Annotated in this window: 28 protein-coding genes, 3 tRNA genes and 1 pseudogene; 20 read left to right on the top strand and 12 right to left on the bottom strand. The window is 34.8% G+C overall.

Going from position 1 to position 26,525, the window contains the following annotated elements; all coding sequences use genetic code 11:
* Positions 1–24: 24 nt before the first annotated feature.
* Complete coding sequence (locus tag CCAND38_RS01895) at positions 25–1,272, bottom strand: TMEM43 family protein (RefSeq protein WP_042343411.1); 1,248 nt, start codon at positions 1,270–1,272, stop codon at positions 25–27.
* 192 nt (positions 1,273–1,464) lie between these two features.
* On the opposite strand from CCAND38_RS01895, the gene CCAND38_RS01900 reads away from it, so the two are divergent.
* From CCAND38_RS01900 to CCAND38_RS01905, 3 genes are read left to right on the top strand one after another with little or no spacing between them, the layout of a single operon-like run.
* Positions 1,465–1,884: a hypothetical protein gene (locus CCAND38_RS01900; protein ID WP_156129748.1), complete on the top strand. Its 420-nt coding sequence runs from the start codon at positions 1,465–1,467 to the stop codon at positions 1,882–1,884.
* A gap of 29 nt (positions 1,885–1,913) precedes the next feature.
* Complete coding sequence (locus CCAND38_RS11590; protein WP_156129749.1) at positions 1,914–2,090, top strand: hypothetical protein; 177 nt, start codon at positions 1,914–1,916, stop codon at positions 2,088–2,090.
* Positions 2,091–2,108: 18 nt separating this feature from the next.
* Positions 2,109–2,333, top strand: coding sequence for a hypothetical protein (locus CCAND38_RS01905; protein ID WP_042343417.1), 225 nt, complete (start codon positions 2,109–2,111; stop codon positions 2,331–2,333).
* A 269-nt stretch (positions 2,334–2,602) separates the two neighbouring features.
* Here CCAND38_RS01905 and CCAND38_RS01910 read toward each other — a convergent pair.
* From CCAND38_RS01910 to CCAND38_RS01920, 3 genes are all read right to left on the bottom strand, one after another.
* Positions 2,603–2,676, bottom strand: a tRNA-Arg gene (locus CCAND38_RS01910).
* Positions 2,677–2,737: 61 nt separating this feature from the next.
* Positions 2,738–2,812, bottom strand: a tRNA-Pro gene (locus CCAND38_RS01915).
* Between the two features lie 22 nt (positions 2,813–2,834).
* Positions 2,835–2,918 (bottom strand) — tRNA-Ser (locus tag CCAND38_RS01920).
* 207 nt (positions 2,919–3,125) lie between these two features.
* On the opposite strand from CCAND38_RS01920, the gene CCAND38_RS01925 reads away from it, so the two are divergent.
* Complete coding sequence (locus CCAND38_RS01925; RefSeq protein ID WP_042343420.1) at positions 3,126–4,217, top strand: CapA family protein; 1,092 nt, start codon at positions 3,126–3,128, stop codon at positions 4,215–4,217.
* A gap of 217 nt (positions 4,218–4,434) precedes the next feature.
* Here the strand turns inward: CCAND38_RS01925 and yajC are convergent, their stop codons facing one another.
* The 3 genes from yajC to CCAND38_RS01940 form a co-directional block, all read right to left on the bottom strand.
* Entirely contained in the window at positions 4,435–4,728 is a 294-nt protein-coding gene (gene yajC / locus CCAND38_RS01930) for a preprotein translocase subunit YajC (protein ID WP_042007899.1), read from the bottom strand.
* A gap of 31 nt (positions 4,729–4,759) precedes the next feature.
* Positions 4,760–5,704 (bottom strand): transcription antitermination factor NusB, encoded by a 945-nt coding sequence (nusB, locus tag CCAND38_RS01935; protein WP_042007896.1) that lies wholly within the window; start codon positions 5,702–5,704, stop codon positions 4,760–4,762.
* Between the two features lie 229 nt (positions 5,705–5,933).
* Entirely contained in the window at positions 5,934–6,314 is a 381-nt protein-coding gene (locus CCAND38_RS01940; RefSeq protein ID WP_042007894.1) for a DUF1573 domain-containing protein, read from the bottom strand.
* 260 nt (positions 6,315–6,574) lie between these two features.
* Between CCAND38_RS01940 and CCAND38_RS01945 the strand changes: the two genes are divergently transcribed.
* The 8 genes and pseudogenes from CCAND38_RS01945 (at position 6,575) to CCAND38_RS12125 (ending at position 14,018) form a co-directional block, all read left to right on the top strand.
* Complete coding sequence (locus tag CCAND38_RS01945) at positions 6,575–9,208, top strand: valine--tRNA ligase (RefSeq protein WP_042343423.1); 2,634 nt, start codon at positions 6,575–6,577, stop codon at positions 9,206–9,208.
* Positions 9,209–9,420: 212 nt separating this feature from the next.
* Entirely contained in the window at positions 9,421–10,488 is a 1,068-nt protein-coding gene (locus tag CCAND38_RS01950; RefSeq protein WP_042343426.1) for an AAA family ATPase, read from the top strand.
* Positions 10,489–10,501: 13 nt separating this feature from the next.
* Entirely contained in the window at positions 10,502–11,137 is a 636-nt protein-coding gene (locus CCAND38_RS01955; protein WP_042343429.1) for a DUF4276 family protein, read from the top strand.
* 12 nt (positions 11,138–11,149) lie between these two features.
* Positions 11,150–11,218: pseudogene (locus CCAND38_RS12170) on the top strand (hypothetical protein); the annotation flags it as partial.
* A gap of 47 nt (positions 11,219–11,265) precedes the next feature.
* On the top strand, positions 11,266–12,213 hold the full coding sequence (locus tag CCAND38_RS01960; RefSeq protein ID WP_042343433.1) for an AvaI/BsoBI family type II restriction endonuclease: 948 nt from the start codon (positions 11,266–11,268) through the stop codon (positions 12,211–12,213).
* A gap of 3 nt (positions 12,214–12,216) precedes the next feature.
* Complete coding sequence (locus tag CCAND38_RS01965; RefSeq protein WP_042343435.1) at positions 12,217–13,719, top strand: DNA methyltransferase; 1,503 nt, start codon at positions 12,217–12,219, stop codon at positions 13,717–13,719.
* A gap of 24 nt (positions 13,720–13,743) precedes the next feature.
* Complete coding sequence (locus CCAND38_RS11595; RefSeq protein ID WP_156129750.1) at positions 13,744–13,893, top strand: hypothetical protein; 150 nt, start codon at positions 13,744–13,746, stop codon at positions 13,891–13,893.
* Positions 13,890–14,018 carry a hypothetical protein gene (locus CCAND38_RS12125; RefSeq protein ID WP_262481998.1) on the top strand — a complete coding sequence of 43 codons (129 nt, stop codon included), beginning with the start codon at positions 13,890–13,892 and terminating at the stop codon, positions 14,016–14,018. Before CCAND38_RS11595 ends, CCAND38_RS12125 begins: the two co-directional genes overlap by 4 nt.
* A gap of 130 nt (positions 14,019–14,148) precedes the next feature.
* Here the strand turns inward: CCAND38_RS12125 and CCAND38_RS01970 are convergent, their stop codons facing one another.
* Together CCAND38_RS01970 and CCAND38_RS01975 are read right to left on the bottom strand one after the other, a co-directional pair.
* Positions 14,149–14,877, bottom strand: a complete 729-nt coding sequence (locus CCAND38_RS01970) for a biotin--[acetyl-CoA-carboxylase] ligase (RefSeq protein WP_042007885.1) — start codon at positions 14,875–14,877, stop codon at positions 14,149–14,151.
* Between the two features lie 86 nt (positions 14,878–14,963).
* Positions 14,964–15,941, bottom strand: a complete 978-nt coding sequence (locus CCAND38_RS01975; RefSeq protein WP_042007884.1) for a pyruvate dehydrogenase complex E1 component subunit beta — start codon at positions 15,939–15,941, stop codon at positions 14,964–14,966.
* Positions 15,942–16,240: 299 nt separating this feature from the next.
* On the opposite strand from CCAND38_RS01975, the gene hemC reads away from it, so the two are divergent.
* The 6 genes from hemC to rsgA all read left to right on the top strand — a co-directional run bounded on the left by hemC (position 16,241) and on the right by rsgA (position 20,083).
* Positions 16,241–17,158: a hydroxymethylbilane synthase gene (gene hemC / locus CCAND38_RS01980; RefSeq protein ID WP_042343436.1), complete on the top strand. Its 918-nt coding sequence runs from the start codon at positions 16,241–16,243 to the stop codon at positions 17,156–17,158.
* A 33-nt stretch (positions 17,159–17,191) separates the two neighbouring features.
* A complete protein-coding gene (locus CCAND38_RS01985) occupies positions 17,192–18,223 on the top strand; it encodes a VPS10 domain-containing protein (protein ID WP_042343437.1) in 1,032 nt (343 codons plus the stop codon).
* 84 nt (positions 18,224–18,307) lie between these two features.
* Positions 18,308–18,541 carry a 50S ribosomal protein L28 gene (gene rpmB, locus CCAND38_RS01990; protein ID WP_042007881.1) on the top strand — a complete coding sequence of 78 codons (234 nt, stop codon included), beginning with the start codon at positions 18,308–18,310 and terminating at the stop codon, positions 18,539–18,541.
* A 36-nt stretch (positions 18,542–18,577) separates the two neighbouring features.
* On the top strand, positions 18,578–18,760 hold the full coding sequence (gene rpmG / locus CCAND38_RS01995; RefSeq protein ID WP_042007879.1) for a 50S ribosomal protein L33: 183 nt from the start codon (positions 18,578–18,580) through the stop codon (positions 18,758–18,760).
* Positions 18,761–18,769: 9 nt separating this feature from the next.
* Positions 18,770–18,922 (top strand): DUF4295 domain-containing protein, encoded by a 153-nt coding sequence (locus CCAND38_RS11430; RefSeq protein ID WP_064504531.1) that lies wholly within the window; start codon positions 18,770–18,772, stop codon positions 18,920–18,922.
* A gap of 216 nt (positions 18,923–19,138) precedes the next feature.
* Positions 19,139–20,083, top strand: a complete 945-nt coding sequence (gene rsgA / locus CCAND38_RS02000) for a ribosome small subunit-dependent GTPase A (protein ID WP_042343438.1) — start codon at positions 19,139–19,141, stop codon at positions 20,081–20,083.
* Positions 20,084–20,943: 860 nt separating this feature from the next.
* Here rsgA and CCAND38_RS02005 read toward each other — a convergent pair.
* The 3 genes from CCAND38_RS02005 to CCAND38_RS02015 all read right to left on the bottom strand — a co-directional run bounded on the left by CCAND38_RS02005 (position 20,944) and on the right by CCAND38_RS02015 (position 23,820).
* Positions 20,944–21,927: a BF3164 family lipoprotein gene (locus tag CCAND38_RS02005; RefSeq protein ID WP_042343440.1), complete on the bottom strand. Its 984-nt coding sequence runs from the start codon at positions 21,925–21,927 to the stop codon at positions 20,944–20,946.
* Between the two features lie 344 nt (positions 21,928–22,271).
* Complete coding sequence (locus CCAND38_RS02010; RefSeq protein ID WP_042343441.1) at positions 22,272–23,333, bottom strand: 6-bladed beta-propeller; 1,062 nt, start codon at positions 23,331–23,333, stop codon at positions 22,272–22,274.
* Between the two features lie 139 nt (positions 23,334–23,472).
* On the bottom strand, positions 23,473–23,820 hold the full coding sequence (locus CCAND38_RS02015) for an NVEALA domain-containing protein (protein ID WP_042343442.1): 348 nt from the start codon (positions 23,818–23,820) through the stop codon (positions 23,473–23,475).
* Between the two features lie 447 nt (positions 23,821–24,267).
* Between CCAND38_RS02015 and CCAND38_RS02020 the strand changes: the two genes are divergently transcribed.
* The gene (locus CCAND38_RS02020; RefSeq protein ID WP_042343445.1) at positions 24,268–25,125 is read left to right on the top strand and encodes a hypothetical protein; all 858 of its coding nucleotides are present in this window, start codon (positions 24,268–24,270) and stop codon (positions 25,123–25,125) included.
* Entirely contained in the window at positions 25,118–26,485 is a 1,368-nt protein-coding gene (locus CCAND38_RS02025; protein ID WP_042343446.1) for a peptidylprolyl isomerase, read from the top strand. Before CCAND38_RS02020 ends, CCAND38_RS02025 begins: the two co-directional genes overlap by 8 nt.
* The last annotated feature ends 40 nt before the right edge of the window (positions 26,486–26,525 follow it).

Genomic DNA, 26,525 nt, shown 5'->3' on the forward strand with positions numbered 1-26,525 from the left:
CTAAACGTTACTTTTAACTTCAATCTAAACTTGTTTTAATGGAGGTTCCTTAGATTTTCTGCGTTTCAATAACACGAAAATTCCAATAATGATAAGAATCAGCAAAATTGCAATAACGGGTCGGTAGAAGAGCCAAGCCGTAGCGATAACAATCAAAGACCAAGCTATCCCAACAACACCTGCCACAACATAGACTCCTTTCTCAACAATATTTCCAAGAAACGGAACGACTTTAAACAGCATGGAAACAAATCCAAACATTGTCCTGATAGCTGTAATTATCAATATCACTCCCAACATACGAAGTCCCCACGTCATTTCTTCGTTGTCCGCATGAGCAGCTTCAAACATCTGCTGTGCTGAAACCTCTCCTTTTGCTACTTCCACAACAGTTCTGCCATTACTAGCTTTGTACATTTCAAATGAATTCCCTTTCACACTAGCCAACAACGAAATCACTGTAGGTTCCGTTTTTTCTACGGTAACTCTCACATCACCAACACCTGGTTTGTTGAACGACTTACCAATGTAAAGAACATTATCATTCACATGTGTCATTTTCGGTTTTTCTTGCTCTTCATCGTTGTCAGAAGGCTCTATTGATTTTCGAACTCGTTTTTTGGCAGACAATCTGACCTTTTCGGCCTCCTTTTCTAAAATTTCATTTTGTTCTTTTGAAAGATTTATCTTGGCAGGAGTATTATTTTGAATCAATTGTAGAATAAACTCAGGCAATTTGTAAGCTCCGAAATGAACGTTAGTGTTCAAAATCTCCTTATCGGGCAACTCTGCCAGGACAAAATTCTCATTCCGATACTCAGGATCGTGAAAATCCAGAGAATTTATTGGAGAACTCGACCATTCTTTTTTGTAGTGATATGTTGTTATTGTTTCCTCGCTCCCTCCCATATTCTGTACGGTCTCTGTCTCTGAGTGCTCTACCCATTGATAGTATTCCACCTTACGACTCAATCCAATAGCTAATTCTCTAACTCCTAACAGATCGTCGTAAATAGAATCTTGAGGAGAAGCGAATCCTGAGGCATGAATAAATTTACCTTCAAACTCTGGATTAATCGTATTAATATCCACAAGAGCAACCACTTCTGCAGCAGCTTCATTGAGGGCCTTTTTAGTTTTTACATAATTACCCTCATTCCAAAATAAAGTAAAAGTACCGGCAACAAGTAATACCAATCCTACGATAATGTTTTTTAAGGAATTACCCAAACGCCGCCCATAACCTGTCCTGGTCGTTTCTGTGTAAGCCATTTTAATTATATTTAAGTTGTTCTTTCTTATTATTTCTCCACAAAGGTAATTTAATTACATCGAAAGAACAACTTTCTTAACAATAAAAAGAATTTCTCCATCGTATTTCACAAAGGTAGCCTGTTTTCAGACCTCAGATGATGGGTGTTAAAATCTGTTTTCTACGGCGATATAGAGAATTTAATCGATCGAATGTCAAGCGTAACAGCAACTTTCAATCTGTCGCCTATTGATTTTGCTCAGTTCGACCTGTATAGCACAATCTACGTCAAGCAGTTAGGAAGCCTATTTATGCCTATATCAGTAACCTATACCGCAGGAGAATTTGCTACGGTGGAAATGCTTAGAATAAGCCCCGATGAAAAAAATAATTCAAATTACTTAAAAACATCTATTCTAAAAACCCACCAAAGCATAAAGGATAGCCAAAGTATGAAGAAAAAAATAAATAATATTACCATAATAGGCAATGAAAGGACTATCCAAGTCTCAAAGTCAATAAAGTATAACAGTGAAAACCAAAATACGGCAAAGAGTAATAACCAATGTCGCTTTTTCATAACATCAAATTTTTATACCACAAAGATACAAAAAAAATATGGCAATAAATAATAAATATTGTCGGCACAGCACAGGTACTGATGATGGTACAGGGTGTAATTCCATCCACTCCCATTAATGAGCATGATGTTTTTGAAGCTCTGAAAGAATGCGGTTTTCAGTACAAACTTGTAAGTTTTGAGCATATTACCGATGATAAAGAGGTTATTTTGTACGGTTATCGTTGGATGTTATGGAAAAAAGAAATAAATTTGTAAGGTAAAAGGTTGTTAGTTATGGATAACTCTAATGGTTTAGGTAGTTTTGTTTGGGGCATAATTGTTGTTTTTGTTGCTCTGCTCACAGGTATTGTATGGTATCTATTTCAATATTGGTATATTATTGTAGGAGCTATTATGTTGTGGGTTATTTACGTAATTATAGAATTTGAAGTTCGTAATCACAGAAAATTCAAGAGAGAACGTCAAAAACTTCTTGACAAGAAAAAATACACTCATTGACCTGTTTTTGGTTGTCCTTTCGTAAAATCGGATTGATTTGGAATTTTGCCATATCAATCCGATTTTTTATGGCACAAAATACCATTACCACAAAAGGCGCTTTAATTATTAACGACAAACAAAAAAGACTCCATTATAACGAAAATTAAATAATAAAAGATAAAGTAGTTTCTAAAAGTAAAATATGGAGACTTTACGTTTTACTTTCGTGTTTAAATAAAATCGAAAAAAATAACCCGCTGTAGAACAGCGAGTTATTTTAAAATCCGTGATCACGGCAGGATTCGAACCTGCGACCGTCTGCTTAGAAGGCAGATGCTCTATCCAGCTGAGCTACGTGACCGCTCTAACCAAAAAATATATTTCAAAAATGCTATGACATTAATGAAATATATTCTAAGCTGTCGGGGCGGCAGGATTCGAACCTGCGACCTCCTGGTCCCAAACCAGGCGCGATGACCGGACTACGCTACGCCCCGTAAAATTATTTAAAAATTGATGCGGAGAGACTGGGACTCGAACCCAGGCATCGGTTACCCGATGACAGATTAGCAATCTGCTCCGTTACCACTCCGGCACCTCTCCTCACTTATTGTTATGAACGTCTTTATTTCTGTTTTGCGAGTGCAAATATATAATCTTTTTTTTTTTTACGCAAATATATTTCAAACTTTTTTAAAAAAACATCTTACGTCATTGATTATCAAATGTAAAAAAATATACATGATAAAATGTCTTACAAGATGTTACTTTAAATATATTTTTTTATCTTTGTGAAAAATCACCTTAACAATGAAAAGAAAACTTTTTTTTATCTTTTTACTACATTTTTTCGCAATAAAGGCACAGGAATCAAATAACTCCGTCTCACTGTTGTTTATGGGCGACATCATGGGACACAGCCCTCAAATTGAAGGAGCGTATGACAACGAAAAAAAAGCATATGATTATATTCCTGTGTTTGAAAAAGTTAAACATATTTTTCAAAAGCACGATTTTGTTATCGGGAATTTAGAAGTTACTCTAGCTGGGAAACCTTTTAAAGGGTATCCACAATTTTCATCACCTGATGAACTCGCTGTAGCTTGTAAAGAAAGTGGTATCGGAGTATTGGTTACTGCAAACAATCACTCCTGTGACCGAGGTAAACAGGGGATTATTAGAACGTTGGACGTATTAGATTCTCTGCAAATTGCACACACGGGAACGTTTCGTAATCAAGAGGAGTTTGAAAAGAACAACCTGCTCGTACTGTCCAAAAACCACATCACCATAGGGATTCTGAACTATACATATGGCACTAACGGACTGCCAATTCCTAAGCCTACTGTCGTAAATTTGATTGATTTAGAAAAAATGAAAGTTGACATTCAAAAAGCTAAAGAACAGGTGTTGGATCAGCTAATTGTAGTGATCCATTGGGGAGTCGAATATCAACAAATTCAGCATAAAGAACAGGAAAAAATAGCTGATTTTTTGTTTAACAATGGTGTAGACATCATCATTGGTGGGCATCCACATGTGTTACAACCGATGCACTACTATCCAAAAAACGCATTACACAACGGGCGTTTACTCGTTTATTCCTTAGGAAATTTCGTGTCGAATCAGCGGAAACCAAATACTGACGGTGGAGCTATGTTTGAACTAACATTGCTCAAAGACGAACAAGGTACACATATCGTGGATTCAGGATATCACTTGGTATGGGTAAACCGAAGTCCAAAAGAAAATAAAAAGTATTTATACGAAGTCCTACCTTGTAGGGAATATGAAAACGCTAATTTCAAGGATTTAGATGTGAAAGCGATTGAATCTATGAAAACTTTTATCCAGAATTCAAGAGATTTATTCAAACGCAATACATTTATAGAAGAGAAATAAGAGAATAACTAAACAAGCGTTTTCCCTATTACCAAAGTAAATAAAGACAGAAAATGGCAGAGATTTATTTTGTATGATTCAGAATAGGTTTTTTATTAGAGTAAAAAAGGAAAAGAAATGACATAAGTACATATGAATCAATTATATACAAAAAAAAGTTTCAGATAACAATACTTTTAGGGTTGTTATCTGAAACTTCTGTTTTTGAAATATTTACTTACTTGGCTTCAGTTGAAGGAGTTGCGTTTGCCTTTTTTGACATTTCCAAGGAAATAGCGGAACGTTCAAATTTTATTTTTCCCGCCAAGGTTTCGATGACACAGCTATCATCGGTCAATTCAACGATTTTTCCGTGCATCCCTCCTTTGGTAACAACTTTATCGCCTTTTTTCATGTCTTGAATAAACTTTCTTTCTTGTTTTTGTCGGTTCATCTGTGGGCGAATCATCAAAAAATAGACAACCGCAAGCATCAGAACAGGAATTAATAAATTAGAAAAATTAGGATCCATTGTATATAAATTTTAAAATTATTACTTTTTCTTACAGAAGCCCTCTGCCAACCTTTTTCAACTCTTTTTTCTCGTCAAATTCTTTGGCTAAACTATCCAAAATACCATTGATAAAGACGTTGCTTTTATCTGTTGAGTATTCTTTAGCAATCTCAAGATACTCATTTAATGTTACTTTTACAGGGATTGTTGGGAATCTTAAAAATTCACAAATTGCCATTTTGATGATGATATTATCCAATTTGGCAACTCGCTCTTTATCCCAATTCTGAGTTTTATCATCAATGTAATTTTGGTATTTTTCATCATTCAACACTACTTTTTTCAATAAATCTTGAGCAAAAAGTTTATCCTCATCATTCTTATAAAGCTTCGGAACGAAATATTTTTCACTCTCATTCCCCTTAACTCCTTTCAATAATTTAAGAATAAAGGTATTAACTATTGGGAAATCGTCTGTCCATGTCAGGTTAAAATCATTGATATACTCATACAATTTATCCTCACAGGCGATTATCTCTTTAAATATATTGATTAAAAACTCCTTATCTTTATCGAAATTCGTGGTTTTCTCGGCCATGTACTCATTATAGCACTTACTTTCGAGAATCTTCTTGTAGATAATTTTAACGTATTCGGAATCTAAATCCCATCGATTCATACGAGCGTTATCAATAGTTTCATCCAACAATTCATTGCTCACAATCATTGTTAGTAGTCTATTATCAATAAACTTTCTATTTGGATTTTTCTCGGCGGCGGTTGCTAAATATTTTCTTTGAGCTATCTCAATCTGCTGAGATGCCATTTTGTGAAGTTCCTTAAACAGTGCAAAAGTCAGCAAATAAAGATTGTACATATCTTCGGTGCTACGCTGCAAAAACTTTACCTCTTTGTCTAAATTTTGGCTTTGACTTAGCTCCATCGCATAAATGGATTGCATTACTTTTACTCTGACATGTCTTCTTGTGAGCATAACTTTAAGAACTATGATAATGGTATTGTAAAATAAAAATATATATCGTTAAATCGGTGGCAAAAATAGGGTAAAAAAATGAAACTATCACAAAAAAAGGAAATTTAATCAGATCTTTTTAATGAAATTAAAAAACTACCCAAAAAAGAATGTCTTACAAAATTAATTCCTTAACGGAATTAAACACCCTTTCTTGGATAGTTTCAACAAATGTTTTTATAGGAAAAGCCTATTGTTGTACAGTTCCTTTGATTCGCAAAGCCACAACTGGTTTTGTTTTAGCGTTTGAAGTTATAGTAACTGTTTTGCTGATTGGGCCAACACGATTTGTGTCATATTTCACCTCAATTTTCCCTTTTTCTCCTGGCATAATTGGCTTTCCTTTAGGGAAAGAAGGGACTGTACATCCACAACTTGAAGTAGCGTTAGCAATCACTAAAGGAGCTTTTCCTGTATTTGTAAATTCAAAAACACGCACTCCGTCGCTTCCAGCTTTGATTGTTCCGTAATCAATTTCTTCCGCTGTGAAAGTGATTTCAGCTGTTGCCTCTTGTGCATAAGTTACAAGACCAAACGTAGCTACGAATAAAAATGTTAAAAACTTTTTCATGGTACAAAAAATTAAAATAATTAGTTATCTATATCATTGTTATCATCAATAAACATGCCAAGGTTTGTATTTTTCGGTTAAAAGTTTAATAAACCATAGTTAATAGAACGCTAAATATGACACCTAGAACACCTCAAACATATTTATTAAAAACGTGGGGCAAAGATAAAAATTTTCTTTAAATAAACAATTATGTTTTATATTTGCACTCAGATTTTGTAACACTCAATATTAACACTTAAAATAAAGAAAGTATCTTCATGGAAATCCCTTCAAAATATTTACCCAATTCGGTAGAAGCCAAATGGTACGAATACTGGATGAAACACAATTTCTTCCACTCAACTCCCGATGAAAGAACGCCTTACACCATTGTAATTCCCCCGCCAAACGTTACGGGAATTTTGCATATGGGGCATATGCTCAATAACACAATTCAAGATGTACTTATCCGCCGTGCAAGGCTAAAAGGCTTCAATGCTTGTTGGGTGCCGGGTACCGACCACGCTTCTATTGCCACCGAAGCCAAAGTAGTGGCAAAGCTCAAAGAACAAGGCATTGACAAAGCCAACCTTACACGTGAGGAATTCCTCAAACACGCTTGGGATTGGACGCATCAGTATGGTGGTGTTATCCTTGAGCAACTCAAAAAACTCGGCTGTTCGTGCGATTGGGACAGAACCAAATTCACCCTCGATGATGACCTTTATGCTTCAGTGATAAAGGTGTTTGTCGATTTATACAATAAAGGATACATCTATCGCGGATACCGAATGGTCAATTGGGACCCCGAAGCCAAAACCACACTTTCGGATGAAGAGGTTATTTATAAAGAACAGAACGGAAAACTTTTCTATCTGAAATACAAAATTGAAGGTTCAGAGGAATATCTTTTAGTAGCTACCACGCGTCCTGAAACAATTTTTGGAGATATTGCTGTTTGTATCAACCCCAACGATGAGCGTTACAAACATCTGAAAGGCAAAAAAGTAATTGTGCCAATTGTTAATCGTGTTGTGCCGATTATCGAAGACGAATACGTGGATATTGAGTTTGGAACAGGAGCTTTGAAAATCACTCCGGCTCACGACAAAAACGATTACGAAATCGGCGAACGCCACAAACTCGAAATCATCGACGCCTTTACCGACGATGCCAAACTGAATCATCACGGATTGCATTACGAAGGAAAAGACCGATTTGTGGTTCGCAAAGAGATAGTTAGAGAACTCGAAGCAAAAGATTTATTGCTGAAAACGGAAGATTACCTTAATAAAGTCGGCACATCGGAGCGTACAGGGGCTGTTATTGAACAACGCCCACTCGACCAATGGTTTTTGAAGATGGAAGATTTGGTAAAACCTGCTATCAGCGGAGTTTTGGAAAGTGAAGAAATCAATTTCTTCCCCAAAAGATATGAAAATACCTATCGCCATTGGATGGAAAATATCCGCGATTGGAACATTTCGCGTCAGCTTTGGTGGGGACAACAAATTCCGGCGTATTATTATGGTAGTGGAAAAGAAGATTTCGTAGTTGCCGAAACCAAAGAAAAAGCATTGGAATTGGCAAAAGCAAAATCTAATAACTATTCCCTAACCACTAATGACTTAAAACAGGACGAAGACGCTCTCGATACGTGGTTCTCTTCGTGGTTGTGGCCAATGAGCGTTTTTGGCGGAATTTTAGACCCTGAAAACGAAGAATACAATTATTATTACCCCACGAGCGACTTGGTTACAGCTCCTGACATCATTTTCTTCTGGGTGGCGAGAATGATTATGGCAGGGTACGAATTCAAAGGAAAAAAACCTTTTACCAATGTCTATTTCACTGGATTGGTTCGCGACAAACAGGGACGAAAAATGTCTAAATCATTGGGCAATTCGCCCGATGCGTTGAAATTGATTGATGACTTTGGTGCGGACGGTGTTCGTGTGGGGCTTTTATTATCGTCCGCAGCAGGAAATGACTTACTTTTCGATGAGGCACTTTGTCAGCAAGGTAGCGGATTTGCCAACAAGATTTGGAATGCCTTCCGACTCGTGAAAGGTTGGGAAATTTCGGAAGCTAATCAGCCTGAAAACAACCGAATTGCCATAGAATGGTACAGAAATAAGTTCCAAAAGGTACTTGCCGAAACCGAAGACGATTTTGCAAAATACAGAATTTCCGATGCCTTGATGAAAATTTACAAATTGGTGTGGGACGACTTCTGTTCGTGGCTTTTGGAGATGGTAAAACCTGCTTACGGACAGCCGATTGACCAAAAAACGTTTGCAGAAATTATCGCCATTTTTGAAGATAACCTCAAATTGTTGCATCCGTTTATGCCGTTTATCACGGAGGAAATCTGGCAACATATCACCGAGCGAAAACCTCAGGAGGCTCTGGTTGTGGCAAAATATCCTGAAATAACTTCATTCGATGAGCAGATTTTAGCCGAATTTGAAACCGCTGCCGAAGTAATTTCGGGCATCAGAACCGTTCGAAAAGAGAAAAACATTCCGTTTAAGGAAGAAATGCCTCTTTCGGTACTCAACAACGAACAAACGGCAACGACTTTCGATGTGATTATCACCAAATTAGGTAACTTGTCTGAACTGAAATATGTTAACCAAAAGGTAGAGGGGGCGATTTCGTTCCGAGTGAAGTCCAACGAGTATTTTATCCCGATGCAGGGCAACATCAATGTAGAGGAGGAAATCAAAAAACTCGAAGAGGAACTCAAATATACGCAAGGCTTTTTGGCTTCGGTGGAGAAAAAACTCTCCAACGAGAAATTTGTCAGCTCCGCTCCCGAAAAAGTGGTGGAAATGGAACGCAAAAAACAAGCCGACGCACTGGCGAAGATTGAAACGATTCAACAAAGCCTTAAAAACCTAAAAGGATAAGTAATAGGAAAAAGTATAAAGGATAAAGTTAAAAGAAAGGGCAGAAGTTTTTTTCGCCTTTTCTTTTAAATGTGATAAATAGTGTGTGAAAAATTGTATTTGGAGTTGAATATAGCGCTTGAATTTTCTGAAGTATAAATTTTTACTAAAAACATCATTTTTTAAAACTATTTATTATACTTTTGCAGTGTGACTTGGTTATTTCGATAAAAATGAATAGAATAGAAATAAAGGGATACAAATCCATAAAAGAATTAGATTTAGAATTAGCACCTTTGAATATTTTAATAGGTTCAAATGGAAGCGGTAAGTCTAATTTCCTGTCTTTTTTTACATTATTAGAAAATATTTATCGGAAAAATTTAGGGGGATATGTAGCTCTTAATGGTGGAGTGGATAAGTTCTTACACAAAGGAACCAAAATAACCCAAAGCATAGCGTGTCATCTTGAATTTGAAAGAAATGGATATTCTTTTAAGTTAGGTAATAATCAAGGGCAGTTTGTTTTCGAAGAAGAAGGTTTATGGTACGAAGGAAACCCTTATTACGATAATCCTATTGATATTTCAAACTTCAATTCAGAGTCTAATCTATATTTTAATACTTTACCAAGAGCAAAATATATACAAGAGTATCTTTTTGAAGTAAAAAAATATCACTTTCACGACACGGGAAAAAGCGCTCCATTTCATAAAGAATCCAATATTACTTCTGATTATTATTCCTTATATAGCGATGGAAGCAATTTAGCGGCTTTATTGTTTAAAATTAAAGAACTTAAACCTATTGTTTATAATAGAATTCTCAAAACGATAGAATCTATTGCTCCATATTTTTTGGACTTTCAATTGATTCCTAATGAAAGTGGAAATATTCGATTACTATGGAAAAATAAACACAGTGAGCAGACTTTTAGCTCCTACGATTTATCTGATGGAACACTTCGGTTTATTGCCTTGGCTACGCTTTTTCTTCAACCAAAACTTCCCGAAACGCTGATTATTGATGAACCAGAGTTGGGATTACATCCTTTTGCTATTGCAAAGTTAGCGGGGCTTGCAAAATCGGCTTCTCAAAAAGGATGTCAAGTAATTATGGCAACTCAATCTGTGGAACTTATCAATCATTTTAATGCTGAAGATATTATTGCTGTGGATAATAGAAACGGAGAAAGTGTATTTCAAAGGCTAAGTGGAGAAAAATTGTCTATTTGGTTAGATGATTACACCATTGGGGAAATGTGGAAACAAAACATTATAAACGCAGGGCAACCTTTTTAAGTAATTAATTATGATGAAGACAATAATAATTATTTGCGAGGGAGAAACCGAAGTTGAGTTTTGTCAATTACTTAATGAATTTTTAGGTTATGAAAATTACAGTATTTCACCTCGAGATTTGAAGGGTAATTGCCATTGGGAACGAATAAAAAACTTAGTCGAAAAATCATTAAAATCTCAAAAATCTGCTATTGTAACCACAATGATTGATTATTACGGTCGTAAGGCGAATACTTTTCCAGAACAATGGAAAGCTAATAGCATAAACGATATTCGCAAAAAAGTAGATTTTTTGGAACAAGCAATGAGAGATGATATTGATTCCTCATTTAAAGATAGGTTTATTCCTTATTTGCAATTACACGAATTTGAAGCAATGTTGTTTAATAATTATGAAGCTTTTGATAAAAACTTCGGTGATGAGGAATGCAAAAAAAATGAAATTCAAAAAATATTACAACAATTCCCAGACCCAGAAATGATTAATGATTCACCATTGACAAGTCCTTCACATAGATTAGAAAATACAATCATAGGTTATAATAAAATTACTTACGGAAATCTACTTGCTGAAATTATCGGATTGCGGAATATTTATTCAAAAAACCAACATTTTAGAGAGTGGGTTGATAAAATTAAGAGCAAGTAGCATCAAAATTACCACTCTTTTATGCAAGCCGTCGGAATGGGCAACGACCATCTGGTCGACTGTGATTTTCGCAACATATAAAAAGGGAAAAGATTACCTTTGTTTTATGGAAAATAAAATATATTGAAATGAACCATGTTATTATAAAATCAGAAGACTTAGTAACTTCACGAGAACAAACTCGTGCAGGATTTATTGCTTTTGCTTTGGAAAAAAACCGCCGCTCAACGCCAATAATTGAAAGTGCGAAATCTCTAAAAATTTTAGCTTCAAAAGCAAAGACAGCCAAAGATTTGTTGAATATATCAGAGATTAAACCTGCACTTCTTACTGCTGCGGGACTTTCTGATAAAGCTTTAAATTACTTTAATGAGGGAGATAAAGAGAAAGCAATTTTAGGATTAATTGAAAATTTTCTCGAACCTGTGGGAACATATTTTGTAGATGAAGTTGTTTATAGATATTTGCTGATCAGGGGCGATTCGTTGGGTGGATCAATGCGCAACATAGTTGGTGCATTAGCACAACAAAAACTTGTCAGAGCGCTTTTATCAAATCTATCTGTTTCTAATACAAATTATCAATGGCTCAACAACAAGAGTAAAAAATGGGAAAACAAACCGACAAATGATTTTTCTATTGAAGAGCAATTAAAAGCGTTATCGTGGAAGAATTCCACAGGAGCAAATCGAGTTTTGGCATTCAATTTGAATATACCGATTGTTAAAAACAATATTGATATTTGTTTGTTTAATGCTGATACTGAAATTTATGCAAATGGAGAAATCGTAAAAACACCCCACAGAATAGTAATGTTAGGCGAGTTAAAAGGCGGCATTGACCCTGCCGGAGCCGATGAGCATTGGAAAACAGGCAATACGGCATTAAATCGTATTCGCGAATCATTTGCCAAGCAAAATCTAAAAATTGAAACTTCGTTTGTTGCTGCAGCTATTGAGAAAAAAATGGCAACAGAAATTTTTACGCAGTTACAAAATAAAATACTTTCGAATGCAGCCAACCTGACCATTGATAAGCAGCTTGTCGGTTATTGTGATTGGATTTTAAAATTATAGGCTATGGAACAATTAAATTTATTTGAAATGCCGGCCGTAGCAGATAAATGGCAGGTACAGAATTTCTCAGCCGATAATTTCGGACAGCAATCAGCAAGAGAAAGTTTAGAAAAAAGACTTATTGAGATAACCGTTATTTCTAATAATTTTAATAGACAAAGTGTAAGTTATCAGTTAAGTAAAAATGATAGTCTGCACCGTTGGCTTAAGTACAAAGAGGGTTTTTCTGCCGATTTAGTCAGAAAACTTTTACAAGAATTTAAAATCAAAGCCGGCGATACAATTTTAGACCCTTTTGTTGGCTCAGGCACTACAAGTTTAGTTTGTAAAATGCAGGGAATAAACAGTATTGGTTTTGATATTCTGCCAATGTCTAAAATTGCTATAAAAGCAAAAGAATCTGTGTTTGATTATGATTTATTCGAATTAAAGAGACTCATTACTGAAATAGAAAAAACCGCTATTCCTGAAAGTTATAATAAACGAACACCTTATATTAATATTACTGATGGAGCATACCCCAACTCAACGGAAAAGGAAATATCTTTTTTTACAGAGTGGAACAGTCTTAGTAGCTATTCCAAAGTAGCAAAAAATCTGGTTACTCTTTCCATACTAAATTCATTAGAGAAAGTGAGTTATACAGCTAAAGACGGACAATTCTTACGTTGGGATTATCGCAGTAAAAAAATGCTCGAATCGGCAAAATACCGTAAGCAAAATGGGAAACCACCTTTAGTTATTCGGCTCGATAAAGGCAATTTGCCAACCTTACAACAATCTTTGTTGTACGAGTTAAACAATGTTTATAGCGATATTAGTAATATTCAGAAAACAGCTACTCCCCATAATGCCAGTTTGCATTTTTTTGAAAACAGTGCACTTCAAGAGTTACCAAAGTTAGAAAGTAACATATTAAATGGTGTAATTACTTCACCACCCTATTGTAATCGCTACGATTATACCCGTACTTATGCATTGGAATTGGTATATTTAGGAATTACAGATGAAAGAATGAAACAATTAAGACAGAAACTTTTATCTTGTACTGTTGAAAATAAATCCAAAATAGATGAGATAAAAGAGTATTATACTGCTTTGGGAAAAGAAAATGATTTTGATAAAATAATACAAATCATCCGAAGCAATAAAACATTATCGGAAATAAACAATTCTTTAACCAAAAGAAATAGCAACGGAGACATTAACAATAAAGGTGTTTTACGAATGGTGGACGGTTATTTTACCGAACTGTCTTTTATTTATGCCGAATTGTTTCGATTATGTAAATCGGGTGCGAAAGTAGCATTTGTTAATGATAATGTGCGTTATGGAGGTGAAGTAATCCCTGTAGATTTTATTTCAACTGAATTAGCGGAACAAATTGGCTTTAAACCTGTAAAAATATATTCATTAAAGCAGCAGAAAGGAAACAGTAGTCAGCAAATGGCAAAGTTTGGACGTATAGCTTTGAGAAAAAGTATTACAATATGGGAAAAACCGTAGTATGGAAGAATTCAACAAAATAAAATGCAAAAGTTTATCGATCACATACAATCAACCGTTCCCGACCGCCGGATAGAGAAATCGGATTTAGAGGAGTTTTGCATATCTAAATCTCTGAAAAAAGGCGATGTACTGCTGTCAATGGGAAACTCATTCCGTATCTCATCGCAATGAAAATCGCCAACCCTACGCAATATAGTTCACTTGCCAACGCTGTGGAACAAGTGATTGACACGACCAATACCACTATAAAACGAAGAAACAATCAGGGAAAAGGAGATAGTGAAACTAAGAAGTAAAAGGAAAAAGACAAGTTATCTCAGTGAAATAAATGCCTAAAAGGGAGAAAAATATATTTCGTAACTTTAGGCATTTTTCTTAAGCAACACGTTGTATAAATCTAAATTATGAAGCAGATGAAAAAACGGACTAATATAACAACTGTACTTCTTTGAGTGAAAAATGTTTTTCACCCTCTTCGGTTTCAACTACCAACTCTCCAGACGGCAATACCCTACGGATGATACCCGAAAAATCACTTCCCTGTTGCGGACGAAATGCCGAAACTTCGTTTAATCGAAACAAATGGCTTCTGTACGCTGGGTACAACTCCTGAAAAGAGAAGTCTATCTGAGAAAACGTTTGTTGTAAATTAACTACAATTTTATTTATAATTTCCTCTATATCAAAACTTTTACCTGTTTCATTTTTCAATGAACTAGCTTTCGGAAGTCCTTCAAAATTAGTTTGGTTCACATTCAATCCAATACCTATGATACTTTTTTCTATTTTACCACCACGTATGATGTTTTCAATAAGTACGCCTCCAATTTTGTATTTATTCGATAAAATATCATTCGGCCATTTGATGTGTAAATTCGGAACACCTAAAGATTTTAGTGTAGTTACAATGGCAATTGACGTAAGCATGTTCAAAACAAAATATCGTTCCAAATCGAAATTTTCATGTATGTATAACACGCTAAAGGTCAAATTCTTGTAGGGTTCAGCCATCCATTTGGCTCCATACTGCCCGACTCCCTGCGTTTGATTCGGAGTCCAAACAGTCAAAAAATTAGACAATCCCTCTCCCGAATTGACCATTTTTTTCAAGAAAACATTTGTCGAATCTACGGAAGCTAACTTGATAATCTTCATAGTAATACAACCAAAAAAAATCTTTGTAAGGAACTCTTACAAAGATTTTTAAGTAACTTAAAATTTAATTATTATGAGAAAAAGTTTTATTTATACATTACCTTATGTACTGCCTTCACCACATCGTTTGCATTCGGCAACCATTCTTTCAACAAAGCTGGTGAATAAGGGGCGGGAGCATCAGCCGTTGTGATTCGCTGAATAGGAGCGTCTAAGAAATCAAACACATTTTCTTGCACTTGGTAAGTAATTTCTGAAGCTACACTCGCGAAAGGCCAAGCTTCTTCCAAAATCACCAAGCGATTGGTTTTTTTCACAGAATTAAAGATAGCCTCTTTATCCATTGGACGTACGGTACGCAAATCAATAATTTCACATTCAATGCCTTCTTTTGCCAAAATATCGGCTGCAACAAACGCCTCTTTAATAATTTTCCCGAAAGAAACGATAGTTACATCTTTCCCTTCTCGTTTTACATCAGCAACACCTAATGGCAATACATACTCACCTTCAGGAACTTCACCTTTATCTCCGTACATTTGCTCTGACTCCATAAAAATCACTGGGTCGTTATCACGGATAGCAGCTTTCAACAAACCTTTGGCATCATAGGGCGTTGAAGGCACAACTACTTTCAGCCCTGGAGTGTTTGCAAACCAATTTTCAAACGCCTGTGAGTGCGTTGCTCCTAATTGTCCTGCAGAAGCCGTTGGCCCACGAAAAACAATCGGGATGTTGAATTGACCGCCCGACATCTGGCGCATTTTAGCAGCGTTATTGATAATTTGGTCTATAGCCACCAACGAGAAGTTAAAAGTCATAAACTCCACTATGGGTCTATTTCCATTCATGGCCGCTCCCACGGAAATCCCAGCAAAACCAGCCTCCGCAATTGGAGTATCAATAACACGCTTGGGGCCAAACTCATCTAACATTCCTTTTGATGCTTTATAAGCTCCATTATATTCGGCAACCTCTTCCCCCATTAAGTAAATTGATTCATCGCGACGCATTTCCTCGCTCATCGCCTCACAAATAGCTTCTCTGAATTGTATTGTTCTCATTTTTATATGAATATTTAACCATAGTTGTGAAAGGCACAAAAATAAACATATTTATTGAATTTTACATCGATGTTTATTTTTTTTTCGAATTTATATTTTTAATAAAAACGCCAATAATTGACTATCAACGATTTAAATATTTATTCATAATATTAATTTTGACGCTTAAGTCTTCTTTTTTTGAGGACAAAGTTTTCAAGCAGACAAACCTTATTTTCATGTAAAGAGGCACTCTATCAAAATGTGATGATTATCCCAAAAGTTTTATTATTTTTGTCAGCAAAATTAGAACCATTGTAATGAGCAAAAAAATACGGATAGGGAGTCGAGACAGCGAACTTGCTCTGTGGCAAGCACGTTTAGTAGAAAACAAACTAAACGCCTTAAACTATGAAACTGAGATTGTTGCTGTAAAATCAGAGGGAGATTTAATATTAGACAAACCTCTGTATGAAATGGGAATCACAGGTATTTTTACGAAAACCTTAGATATAGCTATGTTAAAAAAGCAGGTCGACATTGCAGTACATAGCATGAAAGATGTGCCGACCGCACTCCCCAAAGGAATTGTACAAAAAGCAGTATTGAAACGTGCTAATGTACATGATATTCTGGTTTTTAAAGAAAATACATTGTTTTTAGAAAATCCCGAAGCTACAATTGCCACGGGCAGTTTACGCCGTAAGGCACAGTGGTTACATCGCTTCCCTACACATGAAGTGGTAAACCTACGCGGAAATGTAAACACTCGGTTACAAAAATTGAATGACAACAATTGGAACGGAGCTATTTTTGCTTCTGCAGGATTGGAACGTATTGACAAAAAACCTGAAAATCACGTCGTTTTGGATTGGATGATTCCCGCCCCTGCACAAGGAGCTATGGTGGTAGTAGTCAACGAAGACGATTCTTTTTCATGCGAAGCAGTTGCCAAATTAAATGATCAAGAAACCGATATTTGCACTCACATCGAACGACAATTTTTACGTGTTTTAGAAGGCGGATGTACCGCTCCCATAGGAGCTTTTGCTCATTTTGAAGGAAACAAAATCATGTTTCAAGGAGCGTTGTTTTCATTGGACGGCAAACAAAAAATCAGCGTTTCAAAAGCCATATCAGAAACTGATTTCCATGAATTTGGAAAACAATGTGCTGAAGAAATACTCAGTAAAGGGGGAGCTGAGATAATAAAAAACATTACGCTAAAGAACAAGTAGAGCATTACAATCACGGAATATTAAACCTTACAAATGAAGAGATTTTTATATGCTATATGTTGTATGATTTTGATAAGTTGTCAAAATCAAAACAATGACTTACAAGGAATTGAAATCAAAGAAAGACACACGTTTTCTTTGGAAGGAAAAAGTGTCCGAGCTATGGTTCTCTTGGATAAAAATATTGGGTTTGCAGGTTCAGGGGGTGTGTTGGGTTTCATAAACACCCAAAACCTCACGATGGAAAAAACGGATTTTTTAGATGTAGAGTATCGTTCGGTAGCAGCTACAACAAATGATTTTTATATGCTTTCGGTAGGCAGCCCTGCAATGCTTTTCAGCACACAATCGGATGGCTTCAAAAAAATGTATGAAGAAACTCATGAGAAAGCTTTCTACGACAGTATGTTATTCCTTGACAATCAGTTTGGAATTGCGGTTGGTGACCCCACTGATGATTGCATGTCTGTACTCACAACCCACGATGGAGGAAAAACATGGCAAAAAAAATCATGTGATCAAGCTCCAAAATTAGCAGTAGGTGAGGCTTTATTTGCCGCAAGTAATTCCAATATCGCCAATGTGGAGAACCTGATTTGGGTAATTACCGGAGGTTCAAAGAGTCGTATATTTTCATCGGAAGACAAGGGAGTCACTTGGAAATCAACAAACCTGCCGATTGTACAGGGAACCCCCTCACAGGGAGCCTTTTCGGTAAGCTTTTACGACAAAAATAATGGAATTGTAATGGGAGGAGATTATAAAAATCCAACATTAAAAGCAAAAAGTGGAGCTATTACCACGGACGGCGGAAAAACGTGGCAAGTAATTGACGAAACTTCCTCTCCTGGGTACATAAGTTGTGTGCGATATATCCCAAACAGTGAAGGTAAGGGACTTGTAGCTACTTCATCCAGCAACGGAATTTGGTCGTCAGTCGATAGCGGGAAAACTTGGAAAAAAATATCAGAAAAAGGATATCACAGTCTGTTATTCGTTGATGAAAACACTTTGGTGGCTTCAGGGAATGAAGAAATCACCCTATTCAAGTACAAAAAATATTGAAAATAATTTGGCAGATTAAAAAAAAGTCCGTTAATTTGCACCCTGATTTTAATAGTAAGGACAATACAATAATAATAGAGAAAAATGGCAAGAGTTTGTGAACTAACAGGAAAAAAAGCATTGGTGGGGAATAATGTATCTCACGCAATGAACAAAACAAAACGTAAATTCAACGTAAATTTAAGAACAAAACGTTTTTACATTCCTGAAGAGGATCGTTGGATTACATTGAAAGTGTCAACATCTGCTATCAAAACCATCAACAAAAAAGGGATTTCAGCAGTTTTAAGAGAAGTAGAACGTAACGGATACATTTAATAGTGTGTCGTTTTAACATATAAAACATACAGTACAATGGCTAAAAAAGGTAATAGAATACAGGTAATTATGGAATGTACAGAGCATAAAGAGTCAGGTATGCCAGGTACGTCTCGTTACATTACAACAAAGAATAAGAAAAACACACCTGATAGATTAGAACTTAAAAAATTCAATCCTATCTTGAAAAGAGTAACTGTTCATAAAGAAATTAAATAATAAGGGGTTATGGCAAAGAAAACAGTAGCAACATTACAGGGAAAATCAAAAAAATTAACTAAAGCCATTAAAATGGTAAAATCTCCTAAGACAGGTGCTTACACTTTCGTTGAAAGCGTCATGGCTCCTGAGTTGGTTGACGATTTTTTAAAGAAAAAATAATTATTTTCTCTATTTATCATAATGAAAGCTGTCGTGAGACGGCTTTTTTTATTTTATATATTTGGTCATAATATAATACAGCAAACAAAACAACAGTAGTTCACAAAATTTGAAAACTGTAGGATTTGTAGAAAAAGTAAGTTATCAAGAATATATGTAAAACTAAAATATAATCCTTATTTTTGTCAGCAAAAACATACAGTAAGTAGATTAAAAATGAATGGAGTTGTTTATAAATCAACAGGTAGTTGGTATTCAGTGAAAGCAGAGGACGGTGTATTTTACCAATGTCGTATCAAAGGAAGATTCCGTATTAAAGATATCAAAAACACAAATCCCATCGCGGTTGGCGATGGCGTTAGTTTTGAACTTGAAAAATCGGGTAACGGCGTTATTTTCGATATCCATGAACGAAAAAACTACATCATCCGTAAATCTGTAAACCTGTCTAAACAAACACATATCATCGCATCCAATATTGATATTGCTTTTTTGGTGGTAACCCTAAATAATCCTCCTACTCTCACCGCTTTTATTGACCGATTTTTGGTTACAGCAGAAGCATATAGCATACGTACAATATTGCTATTCAATAAGATAGATACTTACACCCCAGAAGAACTTGACGAAATAAAATATTTAGCAGCCACTTACCGACAAATAGGCTATGAATGCCTTGGAATTTCGGCAATTACTCATAAAAACATCGACAAACTCAAGGAATTAATGCAAAATAATACCTGTGTGATTTCAGGGCATTCAGGGGTAGGAAAAAGTACACTCATCAATGCCATTGCACCCGAACTAAATTTGAAAACGGCAGCTCTTTCGGTGCAATTTCAGCAAGGACAACATACTACCACATTTGCTCAAATGTACGATTTGGATTTTGGAGGAAGAATCATTGACACTCCTGGCATCAAGGGATTTGGAATGGTTGATATTGAAAAAGAAGAACTTACAGATTATTTTCCTGAGTTTTTCAGATTAAAATCGGAATGCAAATTCAATAACTGTTTACATATTGATGAACCTAAATGTGCTGTGAAAACTGCTCTGGAAAATGACCTAATCTCATGGTCTCGCTACAAAAATTATCTACAGATACTCAAAGGAGAAGAAGAACACTATCGCACTGATGAGGGAGAGGAGGAGTCTTAACACTACCCTTTCTCCTACTCTTCTCTACTAAAAACCTTTTTATATCATACAGCTATTATTTTGCTTAATTTTCCTAAAAAAGTTGTGAAGCTTCATTATTTTTGGTAATTTCGGGCAAAATATTCTATCTTTTTTTGAAAAAAATATTATTATTTTTCACTCATAACACTGATAATCAGTATAGTAAAATTAGAAAATTATCAAAATACTTACTACTTTGTTTTCAAAAAGTCAAGGCAATTCAATATATAAAAGTTATGGTTTTAAAACGTATCCTATTTTCTGCAATATTTCTTTCAATATTTACATTGACATTTTTATATCTTAGTGACATTTTTTATAGTAGAACGTTAATTAGCCTGTTTATTATTGTTTATCTTGGGATATATTTGTATTTATGGTGGTTTAATAAGAGAAAAGAAATGTATATATCTCTAATAGCAATATTCTATCTATCTTGGTTGGCAACCAGATGAATGTTTCTCTGACTGTCTATTTTCTTATATCATCATACTTTTTACAGCACAGCCAAATTTTCTTATATGTTGGAGTAGACTTATCATAAAAAACTGAAAATAAGTCAGTTACATTTCCAAAAGTCGTATCGCAATACCATATTTTAACAATTTCTAACAAACAGTTCTCCATGCCATTGTGACTATTTGTTTCTATTTTTAAATAATTCACTATTACTCCTATACCTTTTCCCTTCCATTTTCCTCATCCTTTCGAACGAGGATGGAAACATTCACTTTAAATTGGTCACACAAAATTATCATATCTCTGTGAGCATCTAATATTGTGGTCTTAAATGAGTAAAAACTATTGAAAATCAAATATTTTTTTTGATTTCTCAGATACTAACGAGGTAATTTCACTTTGTATAAGGTATTTACATCTGTTTCTTTTAGGGATGTTGCAACCATCATTTTTTCATCGGGGGTTACAGCAAATGAAATAACGGGTATATTGAACTTAAATTGTTCCAATAAATTCCCTTCCCAATCAAACAGCATTAGCTCGGGGCGAAACTTATCCATGTGCTTCATCACATTTTCCTTAGTGCTATTCACCCAAAGCACGTAAATAAATGATTCTGTGCTATATACTTCTGCAAAATAAAGCCGTTTATCGTCAGTTTGTTCTATACTAACAGCCCCTTTATGAAGTACTTTCCCTTGAAAATCGTAGATTTTAAACTCTGGTTTATGTTGATAAAATTGTGCTACACGCTGGTTATTTTTATTCACACTCAAAATGGAGGATAGCAAATACGGCTCATGAATTTCCTCTGGTTTAGGACTTATTTTTTCGCCAAAATCAGTTATTTTTCCATCTTTAAAGTCATATTTATGAATATCTGATTGATTTTCTTTGTATGAATAGGGTAAGAAAATGAAACTATCATTGGAAAGTTTCTTGGCTTTATTGAAAACAGATTCCTCGGAAATTATGTGTTGCTTATCCTTTCCGACTGCGGTAGTATCACCCAACTGATAGGTTACAAAACTTCGCATGTCCAACATAGAAAACTCATTACCTTCAAGTTCAAAAGATTCTTGAATGACCATGTTCAAATCGTTAGGTCCTTGTCCTATATTTCCAAAAGAATAAAGATATTTTAATTCAGGTGAGAAAACATTAAACATTTGCTCATGAACATTATTGAAAACAATCACATACTTCTCATTGGCAATTACTTTGGAAGGTCGAAACAACTCTTTGGGCGTTTCGACAGATTCCATAATAAGAGGAGACGGAGATTTTGGTTCAATTTCGTTTTTTTGATTACTTGAGCAAGAAAAAAGAGCAAGTGTTACAAAGAGAATAGTATAAAATTTCATATTTAGTATATTTATGGGATACTCCCCGTTTAACCTATATTTTGTACAAATTATTTCGATATTTTATTTTATTGATTCTGTCAAACTCAATAATTATTATTTTAAGTGAAATCCATTAGAATTGTACATATCTAAAAAAGAGTGAATCAACTCTATTACCAAAGATAAAACAAGTCGATTCACCTTTGATGTGCCTTACTTTACTTTAATATGATTAAAATGACTTTTGATCAAGTCTCTAAGTTAGCTAATGCCAAATCACTAAGCGCTGCGTTACTATTATTCACACTTCTGCCTATTCCGTAGCACACAACCAAAGCTACAACTGCCAGAGGCAATTACGCTTAAAAAATTAATTTATAAACTTTCATTCGTGCTTGTTCATCTTCGTTTGAATTATCTACTTCTAAAAGATATGTATCACTTCCAAACAGAGCATACCTATACGTACCTCTATTTTTACTTTCTTTAATAGCCTTTATGTTTTCAACATTTGGACGTCTAAAATCACACAAATAGTATTTATCAAATCGTTGATCGGTTTCCATTTTCCTCTTTTGAAAATCGATAACATATTTACCTATTTCAGATTTGATATAAAAATTATTACCCACTTTTAAAAGATTGTCCACAATGCTATTCTCAGCCATGTAGGTTAAAACACCTTGGGGGTCTGTATTAAACATGGAATGTGCATCTTGAACTTTTTTTACAATAAATTCATCGTCTTCAAAAAAAGCATCCTTACTTAGAGAAAATGTTTTTAAATCTACGTGATAAAGAGATAATTCACTTGGTTTGGTAAAATAAATATTTCCTCCCTCTACAATCATGTTAGGTTTAGAAGCTACTGATAAAAGGAGTAAATCCTCATCAGTCAACTCTCCTTGAATAGATTTTATAATTTTATCTTCTTTTAGTGAATAAATTTCAATTATTGCATCTTTCTGTCCGTCACTTTTATAAAAACACACACTATTTTCATCTAAAAGTTTAAAGTTTTTTATAGCTTTTCTATAATTAAGATTTTCTCTAATAAATCTTCCTTTTCTGTCATATTCAATTAGTTTAAGAGTACTTGAACACCAAATATAAATAGACTCATTGTAAATATTTATTAACGTAGGGGTTACATACTCTCCAGGTCCTTGTCCCATTCTATTGAAAACATTTAGCTGTTCCCCTGTTACAGTGTACTCTATGATATTATTATCGGCAAGTACAAAAAAAGAAGAGTTGTCATAAAAGCTAAAATCCTTAATGTTACCTACCAAATTAATATTTTCTTGTAGGCTGCATACATGTTCTCTCGTATCCTTTTTTTCTTGTGTAATAACCGTGATTTTCTTATTTTTTTCTTGACAAGATAGAAGAACTAAGAGGAATAATGGAATTATGTGTCTCATAAAGTTTTTTTATGTAATTAATTTCACTTGGCTGTTCGTAACTATTTTATGTTTATCTTTCGCAATCGAAATCTATATGTGAATCAGATTAAAAAGCACAACAGATTGTAAATTAATAAGATATCGTGCTTTATTAAATTTATTTACTACTACATTTATAGCATCCTCCTGTCGTACAAGTCATTTTTGGAAAAGAAACATTCCCTCCTATTTCTACAGTTACATACCAAATAGGATCACTAAGTTTTGCTAATCCTCCACAACCCTCTTCATCAGTCAACGCTTCCAAATTAGCTAACGTCAAATCACTAAGCTCTGCGTTCCTATTATTCACACTTCTGCTTATTCCGTAGTCCGCAACCAAAGCTACAACTGCTATGGCAATTACGCCTTTTAAGAATTTGTTTAAGCAAAAGTAAACAACAAAACGAAATAAAACAAAAAAATGTAAATTTGTTTTGTTATTTTTTTTAAGAATACGCTCCATCTTTAGTTTTGCCCGTGTAAGAGTAATTAGATCCCCAAATGAACCACGCTTTTCACGCTATATACTATTCGGGTACTACCCTCCAATAACGCGAATCTGCAGAGTTTTCCAAATGGTCTCCTCCTATAAATTCACTCCGTCCGAAGGTTTCTAATTTTCAGATGGGAGTGAATTTACTTTTTAGGTTAAATCTAAGACATAAGTATATAGGTTTTTTTTCAAAAATTCTACACTTTCCATTATCCACATCTCTAAAAAGCATCAATAATTACACGAAATCCATAGTTTATTTTGGTATTAAATCATTATATTCAAAACAAAAACGACTGAAAATAAACAAATTAAGTATTTTAATATACTTTTATATTTCAGAATAATTATTAAATCAAAAAAAAACATTAAATTGCAACCCTTTTACGGTGCTTCCTATTTTTTGGGGATATATTTATGAAGATAAAAAAATACATATGGCTGTTTTTGGGTATTTTTATAGTTGTTTCCTGCGATTATTTCGTAAAGGAAAAACCCAAACACGCTATTGCTCGTGTAGGAGATGTATATCTCTATAAAGATGAGATAAAATCCATCATGCCAATAGATTATACTAAGGAAGACAGCATAAACATCGTCCAAAAATACATCAATAGTTGGGCAATAAAGGAATTGATGCTTTCCAATGCTGAACGTAATATTTCTGATGATGAAAAAGCAGATTTTGAACGTTTGGTAAATGATTATAGAGCGGATCTATATCTGAATTCATACAAACAAGGATTAATTAACAGCAGCATCGACACTTTAATCAAGGAGGAAGATTTACAATTTTTCTACGAAGCTAACAAGGAAACTTTTTTACTCAATGAATCTCTGATCAAGTTGCGTTATATACATTTATCATCGGCCGAAAAACAAAAAAGAGTATCTGCTTTAGAAGAAAAATTAAAGCGTTTTAACGCCGAAGACCGTCACGAACTGGATTCGATAGGTTTACAATTCAATTCAATATATTTAGGGGATTCGATCTGGGTAAAAACGGAAAGTGTAGTAAAAAAACTTCCTTTTTTAGAGGAAAAATTAAAAGAAAATAGAATTTTCTTCACCAACCATAAAGATTCTACGGGAGTATATCTGGTACAGGTACGCAATGTGCTACGAAAAAACGAACAGGCTCCAATGGAATATGTAAAACCAACATTACGCCAAATCATATTGAATCAGAGAAAATTAGAGTTCGTAAAAGAACTTGAAGCAGACATAATAAATAGAGGAATTAAGAAAAAACAATTTGAAATTATTTATGAATAGAAAAATCATAACCGCTATCGGAATGCTATTTTTTGCATGTGGACTTTTTGCTCAAAATGAAGAAATTACATCTTCTCAAAAGCGAATCAAGGTAGAAGGCGTTGCAGCTGTTGTGGGTGATTATTTGATTTTAGAATCGGACATAGACAAAGCTTTTGCTGAACTACAACAGCAGGAGGTGGACATCAAAAACATCACGCGTTGCGAATTGCTTGGCAAATTAATGGAGGATCGTTTGTTCGCTCACCAAGCTGTACAAGATAGTATTCCTATGACAGATTCCGAGGTTCGTGAATCTGTAAACAAACGTGTTGCCTTTTTGGTAGAACGTATCGGAAGCATGAAAAAACTATTGGAATTTTACAATAAGGACAATGAACAGGATATGCGTGAGGAGTTGTTCAATCTTTTTAAATTGAATATGTTGAGCCAACGCATGAAAGGTGAAGTCGTAAAAAATGTAGAGGTTACGCCAGAAGAAGTGCGTTTGTTTTTTAACGCCATCCCCGAAGAAGAACGTCCTATTTTCGGAACCGAATTGGAAATCGCTCAGATAGTCATCGACCCAGTGGCACCCAAATCCGAAGTGCAAAAAGTGATTGACCGATTAAACGAAATCAAAGCGGATGTGGAGCAAACAGGAAGTAGTTTTTCTATGAAAGCCATTCTCTACTCTCAAGACCGTGGAACAGGAGGAGAGATGCTGACTTTCAACCGAAATTCACCTTATGATAAAACTTTTAAAGATGTAGCATTTACACTGCAAGAAGGAGAAATTTCTAAACCTTTTGAATCAAGCTTTGGATGGCATATCATTGAAATGGTTCGGATTAGAGGGAAAGAAGTGAGCGTTCGCCACATTCTGTTAGTTCCTGATGTCCCAAGAACTGCCTTGGTAGAAGCGAAAGAAAAAATCGAAAAAATCAAAGAACGTATTGACAATAAAGAATTTACGTTTTCCGATGCTGCACGTAACTTTTCCGATGAAAAAGAGACCAAAGGCAATGGTGGACAATTAGTCAATCCTGATGACCTTTCTTCTCGTTTTGAGCTAACCCGTATGGAACCAGTACTTTACAATCGAGTTTCTAAATTAGGCGACAACGAGGTCTCCATCGCTTATTTGGACGAAGATGCTAATGGTAAAAAACGCTACAAAATATACCAAGTAACCAATCGCCATGAGGAGCATAAGGCTGATTTTGTGAAAGATTATGTAAAAATTCAAGACCTCACACTGAAAGAAAAACAGTTGAAAACCATCGCAAAATGGATAAATGAAAAAGTTGAAAAAACACATATCGTTGTAAAGGGAACATATAAGGATTGTAATTTTTCGAACAATTGGTTGAAGAAATAAAACAAAATTTCTGATATGTAACCTTGTTCCGTGATACTAA

Origin of the sequence: Capnocytophaga canis, assembly GCF_000827555.1 — a bacterium.
Lineage (GTDB): Bacteria > Bacteroidota > Bacteroidia > Flavobacteriales > Flavobacteriaceae > Capnocytophaga > Capnocytophaga canis.